Origin of the sequence: Nocardia niwae NBRC 108934 = DSM 45340 (assembly GCF_001613465.1) — a bacterium.
Classification (GTDB): Bacteria; Actinomycetota; Actinomycetes; order Mycobacteriales; family Mycobacteriaceae; genus Nocardia; species Nocardia niwae.
The window spans coordinates 90,691-103,075 of record NZ_BDCK01000003.1; the positions used below are offsets into that span (position 1 = coordinate 90,691).

Annotated in this window: 7 protein-coding genes; 6 read left to right on the plus strand and 1 reads right to left on the minus strand. The window is 69.2% G+C overall.

Annotation, left to right across the window (positions count from 1 at the left end; all coding sequences use genetic code 11):
* Positions 1-104: 104 nt before the first annotated feature.
* Entirely contained in the window at positions 105-920 is an 816-nt protein-coding gene (locus NNI01S_RS02320; RefSeq protein ID WP_063016986.1) for a hypothetical protein, read from the plus strand.
* A 5-nt stretch (positions 921-925) separates the two neighbouring features.
* Here NNI01S_RS02320 and NNI01S_RS02325 read toward each other — a convergent pair whose 3' ends face one another.
* Positions 926-2,386 (minus strand): CCA tRNA nucleotidyltransferase, encoded by a 1,461-nt coding sequence (locus NNI01S_RS02325; RefSeq protein WP_063016988.1) that lies wholly within the window; start codon positions 2,384-2,386, stop codon positions 926-928.
* A 466-nt stretch (positions 2,387-2,852) separates the two neighbouring features.
* On the opposite strand from NNI01S_RS02325, the gene NNI01S_RS02330 reads away from it, so the two are divergent.
* The 5 genes from NNI01S_RS02330 to NNI01S_RS02350 all read left to right on the plus strand — a co-directional run bounded on the left by NNI01S_RS02330 (position 2,853) and on the right by NNI01S_RS02350 (position 12,384).
* Positions 2,853-3,389 (plus strand): NUDIX hydrolase, encoded by a 537-nt coding sequence (locus NNI01S_RS02330; protein ID WP_043734587.1) that lies wholly within the window; start codon positions 2,853-2,855, stop codon positions 3,387-3,389.
* The gene (locus NNI01S_RS02335) at positions 3,386-5,974 is read left to right on the plus strand and encodes a DUF6049 family protein (protein WP_063016990.1); all 2,589 of its coding nucleotides are present in this window, start codon (positions 3,386-3,388) and stop codon (positions 5,972-5,974) included. Before NNI01S_RS02330 ends, NNI01S_RS02335 begins: the two co-directional genes overlap by 4 nt.
* Before the next feature lie 778 nt (positions 5,975-6,752).
* Complete coding sequence (locus NNI01S_RS02340; protein WP_084488375.1) at positions 6,753-10,610, plus strand: lipid II flippase MurJ; 3,858 nt, start codon at positions 6,753-6,755, stop codon at positions 10,608-10,610.
* 307 nt (positions 10,611-10,917) lie between these two features.
* On the plus strand, positions 10,918-11,499 hold the full coding sequence (sigM, locus tag NNI01S_RS02345) for an RNA polymerase sigma factor SigM (protein ID WP_063017123.1): 582 nt from the start codon (positions 10,918-10,920) through the stop codon (positions 11,497-11,499).
* Between the two features lie 102 nt (positions 11,500-11,601).
* Entirely contained in the window at positions 11,602-12,384 is a 783-nt protein-coding gene (locus NNI01S_RS02350) for an RsmA family anti-sigma factor (RefSeq protein ID WP_063016992.1), read from the plus strand.
* Position 12,385 lies beyond the last annotated feature (1 nt).

The window sequence follows — 12,385 nt, forward strand, 5'->3', positions numbered from 1 at the left end:
ATTCTCCTGCCCGGGCGTTCCCCTGGGCAAGGACGTCCGGTCCGCGCGACCTGGGTCACAGCGCGCGAGCTCGGGCGCCCGCGCCAAGTACGCTCGATCCAATCATGGCCACGTATTTCGATCCGAAGTCCTGGTCGCCGCTGCGGGCCGTCGATCTCGGCAAACGCCTGTTCGATCAATCCTGGCTGGAGCAATGGGTCGCGCTCAGCACGGCGTGGATGGATCCGGTCGCCGACCTCGGCGCGGGCACCGTCACGGCGCTGCTGCCGGACGTTCTGATGACCATGCTCAGCGAGGGCATCCTGAGCCGGTTCGGGGGACAGGAGGTCAGCGCGACCCTGCTCGGCCACGACCTGCACGCCACCTTGCAGGTGCTGAAGGTGCGCCGCCGCGGCGCGCACTTCCAGACCAAGACGGTGCTGTCGCGATTGCGCTGGGACGATCACCCGATCGAGGCCGTGACCGTGATCGCCCACGGCGTCCGCTTGATCCCGGGCGTACCGACCAAGGTGCGCTCCGCCCGGCTCGATCTGATCGGCACCGTCACCACGGCGGCGCTGGTCGGGTGGCTCAACACCCAGCCGCTGGACTGGGACCTGGACGTGCACCCGAGCGGACTGATCCGCGCCAGGCACCGACGCCGGCTGGTCACCGCCCTGGTGGAGGCGTCCGTCACAGACAACCGGCTGGATATCGCCGTCCGCCGGGTGACCTGGTTCGGCGTCCGCATTCCGCGACGCATGATCGACGTTCCCGCCGTGCCGCTCGAGCACCTGCCCAAAAACGCGCGGATCGTGCGCGCCGTGCGGGAGGGCGACCTGATCCGTTTCCGCGTCGAACTGCCGGACATCGCCGGGTCGTTCGATCTCGCCCAGATGCGCTCGGCGATCCTGGCCGGCACCACCCTGATCGTCTTCTGACCCGATCAGCTCTGCGTCTTCCACCATTCGAGCAGCGCTGCCTCGGCTTCGTCCCGGGTGAGCGGGCCGTGGTCCAAACGCAGTTCCTTCAGGTGGCGCCATGCCCGCCCGACCTCGGGCCCCGGGGGCAGGCCGAGCAGCTCCATGATCGCGTTGCCGTCCAGATCGGGGCGGACCTTGGCCAGATCCTCCTGCTCGCGCAACCGCTCGATCCGCACCTCGAGTTCGTCGTAGGTGGCGCGCAGCGCGGCGGCCCGGCGCTTGTTGCGCGTGGTGCAGTCGGCGCGGACGAGTTTGTGGAGACGGGGGAGCAGGTCAGCGGCGTCGGTGACGTAGCGGCGGACCGCCGAGTCGGTCCACTGGCCTTTGCCGTAGCCGTGGAAGCGCAGGTGCAGGAACACCAGCCGGGCGACGTCCTCGGTGAACTGCTTCGGGTACTTCAGCGCCCGCATCCGCTTGCGCACCATCTTCGCGCCGACCACCTCGTGGTGGTGGAAGCTGACGCCGCCGCCCGGCTCGTTGCGCTTGGTGTCGGGCTTGCCGATGTCGTGTAGCAGCGCGGCCCAGCGCAACACCAGGTCGGGGTCGCCTTCCTCCTGGTCGATGGCCTGCTCGAGCACGGTGAGCGAATGCCAGTAGACGTCCTTGTGCTGGTGGTGCTCGTCGATCTCCAGTTTCATCGCGGGCACCTCGGGCAACACCCGCTGCGCCAGCCCGGTCTCGCACATGACGTTGATGCCGTCGATCGGGTGCGCGCCTCCGATCAACTTGTCCAGTTCCACCCGCACCCGCTCGGCGGTGATGCGGTCGATCTGGTCGGCCATCGCGGAGATCGCGGTCCGCACCCGCGGATGCGGCTCGAACCCCAACTGCGAGACGAACCGCGCGGCGCGCAGCATCCGCAACGGATCGTCGTTGAACGAATCCTCCGGCGCGGCAGGGGTGTCCAGCACGCCGTCGAGCAGGGCGGTCATACCGTCGAGCGGATCGATGAACTCCAGCGCACCGTCGGCGCCGATCTTCACGGCCATCGCGTTCACGGTGAAGTCGCGGCGCACCAGGTCTCCGTCGAGCGTGTCGCCGAAGGTCACCTGCGGATTGCGGGACACCCGGTCGTAGCTGTCCGCGCGGAACGTGGTGATCTCCAGCTGCTGGCCGTCCTTGGCCGCGCTGACCGTGCCGAACGCCAGGCCGCCGGTGTCCCACAGATGGTCGGCCCACCCGCGCAGGATGTCCTGCACCACCTCCGGCCGCGCGTCGGTGGTGAAGTCCAGATCGGTCCCCAACCGGCCGAGCACCGCGTCCCGCACGCTCCCGCCGACCAGGTACAGCTCGTGCCCGCGCGCCGCGAACATCTCACCGAGCGGCGTCAGCACATCCGCCAGCCCCCCGAGCGTCACCGCCGCGGCGGCCAGCAATCGGGTACGTCTATCCAGCGCAGCGTCCTTGGACTTCGGCGAAACCACGAATGAGCAGCTTACCGAGCCGGGACAACGGTTATCGCAGCCCAGGCCCCCGCAGCAGTCCAGATATATAAGGACAGCGACATGAGCCCAGCCAGCGAGGTCCGCACAGCGCGCACCACCCGTACCGACCAGCAGCCACCAGATCCCCGGATATCGCTCGCAACCTCGAGGCCCAGAGCACGCCGGCCGCCAGGCGGACTGCGCGTAACGGCCGACGCACTGTCCGCCACTGTGCGCCGATACCCCGATATCGCGACCTCGCACACCCGCGCACCCAGCTCACCCCGACCACGTGTTCCGAGCGAAACGCGACCGAGCATGCGCCGTTCGCGGCCCGGCTCACGTCCGAGCGACCGCCGCGTCCGCGACGAAGTCGCCAGCGGTGGTCGCTCTGACGCGAGCCACCAGGGGGCCGCGAACACCCAGCGCCGCAGGCGCTGGAAAACAAACACAGTAGGATTGCCAGGTGTCTCCGGCCGATCGCGCGAACAGTCGACGCCGCCAGCCTCGGCGCCGCGGTTCGGCCGCCAATGCCGCGAAGCCGCGGATGCGCACGGTGCGGGAAACCTCGGCGGGTGGGCTGGTCGTCGACGGCCTGGACGGCCCTCGGGAATCACGGAGCGCGGCGCTCATCGGACGCACCGATCGCCGCGGGCGGTTACTGTGGTCGCTGCCCAAAGGACATATCGAAGAAGGTGAGACCGCCGAGCAGACCGCGATCCGCGAGGTCGCCGAGGAGACCGGCATCAACGGTGTCGTGGTCGCCGAACTCGGCAGCATCGATTACTGGTTCGTGACCGACGGTCGGCGGGTACACAAAACGGTGCATCATTATCTGCTGCGTTCGGTCGGTGGTGAACTGTCCGACGCCGACGTGGAAGTGACCCAGGTCGCCTGGGTCCCGTTGAGTGAACTGGATTCTCGGCTGGCCTACGCCGATGAGCGGCGGCTGGCGGAGATGGCGAACAAGCTGATCGACCGGATGGAGACCGGCAAGCGATGACGCGTGGACTGTTCCGGATCTTCGTAGCGGTCCTGACCATCCTCGGCCCGGTGACGACGCTGCCACTGCTCGATTCCGCGTCGTCCGTGGCGCAACCCGTAGGATCCGGCACTTCGACGAATCCCAAATTCTTGAAGCTGTCCCTCGATTCGGTGACGCCGACCACAGTGACCACCAGCAGCGACTCGCAGCTCACGGTCGCGGGCACGGTCACCAATATCGGCGACCGCGTGGTGGACGACGTCAGCATCCGCCTCCAGCGGGCGGCGGCGATCACCGCGCCGGCCGGGTTGCGCGCCACGTTGCGCCTCGACGAGGTCAATTACGATGTGAACGGCGACTTCGAGGACATCGCGCAGCGGCTGAATCCCGGCCAGCGCAAGCAATTCACGCTGAGCATCCCGTTGCGCTCGGAGAGCGGCGCCACGTCGTTGCGCATCACGGAACCGGGCGTCTACCCGCTGCTGCTGAACGTCAACGGCGAACCGGCTTACGGCACGCAGGCCAGGCTCGACGACGCCAGGTTCCTGCTCCCGGTGCTCGGCGTGCCGCCCGCCCCCGGTGATGAGGCTCCGTCGGTGCCCGCGCCCACCGATGCTCCCGTGGCGACGACGCTGCTGTGGCCGCTGGCCGATCGGCCGAGGCAGGTCGGGGGTCGTCCGGGCAGCGTGGACGGCAAGGTGGAACTCACCGACGACGAATTGGCCGCTTCGCTCGGCAAGGGCGGTCGTCTCGATCAGCTGCTGGCCGCGCTGGAGGGGACGTTGAACCCGGGCGCGGGCCGCGGCAACGCCGATCTGGCCTCGGCCGTGTGCCTGGCCGTCGACCCCGACCTGCTGCTGACCGTACGCGCGATGACCAAGGGTTATCGGGTGCTGGCCAGCCCCTCCGATCCCGACGGCGCGACCAGAGCGGGCGCGGGCGCCGAACAGGCGCAGACCTGGCTGGACCGGTTGCGTGCGCTGGCCGGCTCGATGTGCACCGTCGCGCTGCCGTTCGCGCAGGTCGATCTCACCGCGCTGGCCGCGGTCAACGATCCGGCGCTGTCGGCGCGCGCGATCAACGAACCGGCCGAGATCATCGACTCGATCCTGTCCACCCGGTCGGTGCGCGGGGTCAGCCTGCCGGATTCCGGCAGTGTCGACCAGGGCGCGGGCATCCTGTTGCGCAGTCACGGTTTCGGCACCGCTGTACTCGCCTCGACGGCGGCTGTTGCGCAGGGCAGCGTGGACTGGGCGCAGTCGAGCAGCGAAAGCGGCCAGGCCACGACCAGCGCGAACGAGGTCGCCACCACCGCGGAGCCGACGACCCCGGAAGTGGTGCGGCTGCCCGAGATCACCGCGAGCCAGCCGGCCATACCGGCGCCCGCACCCCAGGCCACGGGTACTCCGGCGCCACCCGTCGCGAGTTCACCCGCACCCGCTGCCGACCCCGCCCTGCACGCGGTGACGTTCGACATCTGGTCGGCGACGGCGCTCGCCGCGGTGGGCTCGAATCCGCCCACCCCGCCGTTCACCCCGTCCCGGGTGCGCTACGACGTCACCAACGACTCGCGGGCAGCACGCTTGCAGGATGCTCTCGGAGCGATCTCCTGGAGCGCGCTGCACCCAGGAGCGAACCGGTCACGTTCGCTGTTGCTCGTCCCGCCGCAGCAGTGGGGTGCGAACCGGGACGAGGCGACCGCACTGCTGCGCCAAGTCGACCAGCTGCTGCGCGGCAACCTGGCCACCGCCCGTCCCTTCCACGATCTGGTGGCGCTGCCACCGGACCCGCAGCCCTACGAGCTGGACTATCTGTCCCAGGCGGCGCAGGACGCGGTGCCGGACCGGTTCCTGCCGCCCGTGCGGGAGCAGAGCCGTCGGATCACCGAGATGATGCGCGCGCTGGTGGACGTGCCGGAGGCCGAACCGACCCCCCACGATTTCCTGACGCCGCTGCGTGACGACCTGCTGCGCGTGCTCAGCCTCTCGGATCGGCGCGCGGGCGACGCCGCGCCGCCGGACACGTTCGCCCAGCGGCGGCTTGACCAGAACACGCGCACGATGGACAAGCTCTATCGCTCCGTCACCGTGCTTCCGCCCGGCGGTGTGTACACGCTCGCATCCGAGCAGAGCCCTCTGCTGCTGGTCGCGCGCAACGACCTGCCGGTGGCGATCCGGGTCAAATTCCGGATCGAGGCGCCGGCCGAGACGGAGATCACCGACCCCGGCGAACAACAGCTCCCGGCGAACGGGTCCCGATCGTTCCAGATCCCGACGGAGGTCAGTGACAGCCGGAACCTGGTCATTCCGATCTCGCTCGCGACGCCGGAAGGCGTCGCGCTCGGCAATCCCACCCAGGTCTCGGTGCGTTCGAATGCCTACGGCAAGGCGTTGGCGATAATTACCGGATGCGCCGCACTCCTGCTGCTCCTGCTGGCCGGTCGCCGTTTGTGGCGCCGGTTCCGCGGGCAGCCCGATCCGGCCGACGAGGGCTTCGATCCGGGGACCAGGCGGCGGGTCAACCGGTACCGGCGAGCGCGCCTGCGCGTTCTGCGCGCGCAGGAACAAGAGCGCGAGCAGGAGCGGCTGCAGGAGACACGGTGACCGGTCCCGCTTCGCCGGGGCCACGTGAACGCCTGCTACCTGCGTCGATGTGGGGTACCGGGGTGTCGTGTGGCACGGTGGAGGACAATCACAGTGTCCCCGGGCCGGTTGGATCCGGAGGGGGGCCATGGACAGAATGTTCGCCGACCACGGCGGACCGTTGCGGCGAGTCGCGGCTCACCGCACCGATGGGGGTGCGGACATCCCGGCTGGTACAGGAGGCATGATGAGCGACGATGACATATCGGCTCATCGCCCTCGACCAAACGACCGACTCGACGGCCCGCCGGTTCGTCGGGCGCCGGTCGCTCCGTGGGAACGCAACCCAGCCCCGCACGAAGCCGAGCAGCCCGGCCTGAACGGCGGCGCTCATCCCGATGGTCAGCCCCCGCGGGTGCCGCAGATCAGTCGTCCTCCGGCGGCGCCGCAGCGGCCGGACCAGCGCATGGCACCGCCGCCGCCACCCGCGCAGCCCAGGCCGCCCGTACCACCGCCGCCGCGCCCCGGTCCCGTGCCGAACCCACGGCCGTATCCCGTTCCGCCGCCTGCCGCCGGTCCGGGACAACCGCGACCGGTTCCGCCCGGGCTCGCTCGTCCCGGTCCTGCGCCCGCAGGCGCCGCCCGGCAGGCGCCGCCGCCGATCGCACCGCGTGGCCCGCAGTCCGGCGGGATCCCGGCCACCCCGCGTCCACCGCGGTCCGGCGCCATACCGGCGGTGCCGCGGCCCCCGCAGTCGGGCCCGATTCCCGCAGCGCCGCGTCCACCCCGGTCCGGGCCGATGCCTGCCGTCGCGCCGGAATCCGAGCGGGTGCCACCGCCGCGCTACGCTCCGCCGCAGCCACAGCAGTTCCCGCCGCCGCGCCAACGTCCGGCCGCCCCGGTCCGGCACGAGCCCGTGGAACCGGATCGCCCGCGGACGAAGGAGTGGCCCGCCGCCCAGGTGGCGCCGAAGCCCGACAAGCCGAAGCAGAACTCCAACTCTCGGCTGCTGAGCGACACCGGGTCCATCGCGTTCGCGACGCTGGTCAGCCGAATCACCGGGTTCGGTAAGCAGTTGATGCTGCTCACCGTGCTCGGGCCGGCGATTGCCAGCGCCTTCGCGTCAGCCAGCCTGATTCCGAACATGATCTCGGAACTAGTGCTCGGTGCGGTACTGACCGCGATCGTCGTGCCGACGCTGGTTCGGGCCGAGCAAGAGGATGCCGACGGTGGCGCCATGTTCGTGCGGCGTCTGGTCACCGCAGCGTTCACGGTGCTGGCGGTAGCGACGCTGTTCGCCGTCGCGGCGGCGCCTCTGTTGGCGACCCATGTCTTCGTATCGTCCGACGGGCAGGTGAATACGGCGCTGACCACAGCGCTCACGTTTCTGCTAGTGCCCGCCATCCTGTTCTACGGCATGTCGGCACTGCTCACCGCAATCCTGAATACGCGACAGGTTTTCAAGCCAGGTGCTTGGGCTCCCGTGCTCAACAATCTCGTCGTCCTGACGGTGCTCGGTCTCTACGCACTGACGCCCGGCGAGATCACCCTCGATCCCGTTCGTATGAGCGATCCGAAGCTTCTGGTACTCGGTATCGGCATCACTTTCGGTGTGGTGACACAAGCGCTCAGCCTGATGCCCGCCATTCGCCGACAAGGGATCGACCTGCGGCCGCTCTGGGGAATCGATGCCCGTCTGAAGCAATTCGGCAGGATGGGCGCCGCCATCATTCTGTATGTACTGATCAGCCAGGCGGGTCTGGTTTTCGCCAACAACATCTCGTCGCACACCGACGCGGCCGGGCCTGCGATCTATCAGAATGCCTGGCTGCTGCTGCAACTTCCGTACGGAGTGCTCGGCGTCACTGTGCTCACCGCGATCATGCCGCGGTTGAGCCGGAATGCCGCAGCGGACGACACCCCTGCCGTCGTGGACGATCTGTCGGTCGCCACCCGGTTGACCATGATCGCGCTGGTCCCCGTCATCACCTTTCTGACACTGGCGGGGCCGCAGGTCGGCGAGGCATTGTTCGGATATGCGCGCTTCGCCGAGGACGCCGAGCGTTTGGGTCAGGCGGTGAGCTGGTCCGCGTTCACGCTCATCCCGTACTCGCTTGTGCTGATCCACCTGCGCGTGTTCTATGCCCGCGAGCAGGCGTGGACGCCCACCTGGATCATCCTCGGCATCACCACCGCCAAGATCATTTTCTCCGCGCTGGCCCCGGTCGTCACCGACGCCGAGCACGTGGTGATCGCGCTCGGCGTCGCGAACGGCCTCGGCTTCGCGGTCGGCGCCGTGGTGGGCGGTTACCTGCTACACCGCAGTCTCGGCGATCTCCGGATGGCCAATGTCGGCCGCACAGTGACCCGTGTCGTGCTTGCGTCACTCGCGGGCGGCGCGGTGATGTGGATCGTGGACCGGGTACTCGGTCTGGATCGGCTCACCGCGTCCTTCGGTGGCCCCGGTTCACTGATCCGGGTGGCGATCACCGCGATCGTCATGTTCGCGGTGGCCTTCGGCTTGATGCGACTCGCCGGGATTCCGGAGATCGTCGCCATCACCGTGGCCATCTCGCGGCGCCTCGGCTGGACTCCGCCCGCGCCGGATCTCGACCTGGAGAGCCCGGCCGAGGATCCCTACGTCACGCAGGTCCTGCGCAGGCCCGATCCCTACCTGGCATACCCGCGGTTCGATCCGTACATGGACGCCCAGACCATGGTGCTCCCTGTGATCAGACCCGATGCCGTTGACCGCACCGGCATGGGTGAGTTCCCGTACCCTGTTCGGCAGAGAAGCACAAGTGGCGAATTCGCCGGAACCTCGACATACCAGGGCGAAGGAGGACCGAGGGTGAGCGACGACGCGGTGGGCGGCGTCCCGGCCGCCGATTCTTCTGCGACCACGCCCGGCGGACTGTCCACCGATGTACCGCCGACCGCGGGGGAGCCGTCGGATCCCGCGTACGCGAACAAGCAGCCGGGCACGGCCGCACCGGATCAGGACGCGCCGAGATCGCAGGAGAATCAGCTGCCGCCGCGCGATCCGATGTACGACACCGGGATGATCCCCATCGGCTCGCCGGAGATGCCGCCGATGGGCGGCGAGAATCTGGGCGCCCGGCGAATCCCGCGCGGCCCCAAGCTGATCCCGGGCGCTTCGGTGGCAGGCGGCCGCTACCGTCTGCTCGCCAGCCATGGCGGCGCCCGCGGCCTGAAGTTCTGGCAGGCGCTGGACATCAAACTCGATCGCGAGGTCGCGCTGACCTTCGTCGACGCCGACCAGAAGGCGACGGAGAACTCCGGGCAGGACGGCCCGCAGGCGATTCTGTCCCGGACGCTGCGCCTGGGCCGGATCAACTCGCCCGGCCTCGCCCGCGTCTTGGACGTGGTGCGCGGCAGCTCCGGTGGCATCGTGGTGGCGGAGTGGACGCCGGGTCGTTCGCTGCGCGAGATGGCCGAGACGGTGCCTTCGCCGATCGGCGCGGCGCGCGCCATCCGCGCCCTCGCCTCCGCGGCCGAGCTCGCGCACCGCGGCGGCGGATCGCTGTCCATCGATCATCCCGACCGGGTGCGCATCAGCGCCTCGGGCGATGCGGTGCTCGCCTTCCCCGGCACGCTGTCGGACTCCGACGCGCAGTCCGACGTACGGGGCCTCGGTGCGATGCTCTACGCGCTCATCACCGCCCGCTGGCCGATCCGCTCGGGTGGCGTCACCGGCACGGCGGCGACGGTCGGCGGGCTTCGGCTCGCGGACTTCGGCCCGGACGGCACTCCGGTGGAGCCACGCCAGATCCGTCCGGAGGTGCCGTTCGAGATCTCCGCGGTCGCCGTGCGCTCGCTGGAGTCGAACAAGGGCGTGCGGACGGCGGCGACGGTCCAGCACGTGCTGGAGCAGGCGTCGGTGGTCGATCAGAAGACCGATTTCATCCCGGTGCTGCGCCTGGGCCAGCGCGCGCCGGCCAACATGGACGACTCGCTCGCCGATCCGGAACTCCTCGCGGCCGAACGCGAACGCTCGCAGCGGATGATGTGGATCATGGTCGGCCTCGGCATTCTCGCCGCGCTGGTGGTCGGCATCGTGATCTGGTGGATGGTCAGCGTGTTCGCGCCGAGCGCTTCGGAGGCCCCGCTCAACGAGCAGCGCAATATCGGCCTGACGACGAACAACCAGCCGGTGCCGACGCCCGCCGCCGCGGGCCCGAACCTCACCTCGACCGGTGCGCCGGTCCCGGTGACCGGTGTGTCGGTGTTCTCGCCGGAGGGCACCGCCGACGGCGTCTCCAACGTCCATGCGGTGCTGGACAACGATCCGGGCACGCAGTGGCGCACCGATCAGTACTTCCAGCAGTTCCCGGCGCTCAAGAAGGGCGTCGGGCTGCTGGCGACACTGCCTGCCCCGGCCAAGCTCACGAACGTCTCGATCAACTCGCCCAGCGCGGGCACGTCGGTGGAGATCCGCACCTCGCCCACCGGCTCGCCGACGCTGGATCAGACCCAGCTGATCGGGTCCGCCCGGCTGGACGACGGCGTCACCGACATCCCGGTGCGTGCCGACCAGGCCGCCCGCTACGTTCTCGTCTGGATCACCGGGCTGGGGAACTCCGGAGGACAGTTCCAGACCGCGATTTCCGATATTCGTTTCGACGCCGCGCCGTAGCCCGGCCATTTCCCCCCGCACCGTCGATCGTGTGGGTCATTCACAGCGCATAGCGCACCCATCGAACGTCGCGCGTTCCTCCGTACCCGGCCCGAGCACTTGGTTGCTGCCAAAACGTTACGGGCGATATGATCTTCGGGCGCTCTCAGCAGGGGAGCTTCCCAGGTTCTGGCGTTTCGTTCCTGGATGCTGCGAAGTCTCGGTGATGGTCGATCGGGCCCGTTGCCGCCGTGAGGGCCGTCCAAGGGGTTGGCATTTGTCGTCCGAAGTGAACGAGGAGCTCGGCAGGGGGGCGTCGCGACCGGTGATGTGTCACGAGCGTTCCCTCGTACTCGGTGAAGCCACCGACGTGCAACTGCTGCGAGCGCATGTGCGGGGTCAGCGCCACGCGTTCGCCGAGTTGCTGCGCAGGCACAACGACCACCTGTGGCAGACCGCGTTGCGGACGTCCTACACGCGCGAGGACGCGGCCGATTCGCTGCAGGACGCACTGTTGTCGGCGCATCGCACGGCTGCTTCATTTCGCGCGGAGGCCGAGGTACGCAGCTGGCTGCATGCGATCGTGGTGAACGCCTGTCTGGACCGGATCCGCCGCAACAAGACCAGATACGCGCTGTCGCTGTCGCCGGAGTCGATGCCCGAGCCCAAGGACGACCGCGACGAGATGGCCCGGGTGGAGATGTCCATGGACATCGATCGCGCGCTGTTCTCGTTGCCGCCGGATCAGCGGACCGCGCTCGTCGCGGTCGACGTGGAGGGGTATAGCGTGGCCGAGGCGGCCGCATTGCTCGGCGTGCCCGAGGGAACGATCAAGAGCCGGTGCGCCCGCGCGCGGCAGCGGTTGAAAGAGCGATTGGATTATCTGCGTGATCCGGGGAACCGGAGGTAGTTGGGATGCGTCATTAATAGTGACGAACCTCTGAACGATTCAGAGGCAGGCCCCGGCGGCGAGGGGATCCCCGCGATGTCAGATGCGAACAACGGAGGTGCGATGGCTACCCGGTCCGTGCCGCAGCCCCCGTTCACGTCCGAATTGCTGGCTGACCTGCACGCCGACAACGTGACACCGGAGCAGCGCGAGCAGTTGTGGCCTGTGGTCTCGCGCGACCAGGAGGCCATGCGGTACCTGCGCGCCTTGGACGAGGTCACCGCCGACCTGCGCGCCCTCGGCGCGGATGAGCGCATCGTTCACCCGATGCCGGAGGACGTGCTGGCCCGGCTCGCTCTGTTCGTCGACGACCTCGAGCCATCGGAGGACGCACCCGACGCTACGGTTCACGAGCTTCCGCGCGCGTGGGCAGGCGAATCCGATAGCGGAGCAGAGTTTTCCGGTTCCCCGCGTACGGATCTGGACGAGCGTCGCCGTGGCAGATGGCGCTGGTTCGCCGCGGCGGCCGCGACGATCGTCACGGTGGCGGGTGCGGGCGTCTGGGTGTCGACGTGGCGCGGCGGTGACGCTCCCACGCCCACCGCGCAGCCGACCACGGGGAACGACGAATGGGGTGAGGATCTCACCGCCACCGCGGCCCTCAGCGCGCTCGGCCGTCACACGGTCACCGGCTCGCTGGCCGGCCGGGACGCCCTCGAGCGTTGTGTCCGGGCCAACGGTCTCGACCGCACTGTGCTCGGTTCCACCGACATCAGATTCCAGGGCGGGAACGCGGTGCTCATCCTGCTCAACGGTCCACAGCCGCCCAAGATCACCGCACTGGTCGTCGGAACCGGTTGCGGTACGGGCGATCCCCAACGCAAAGCGCTGCAGGACATCGGCTGAC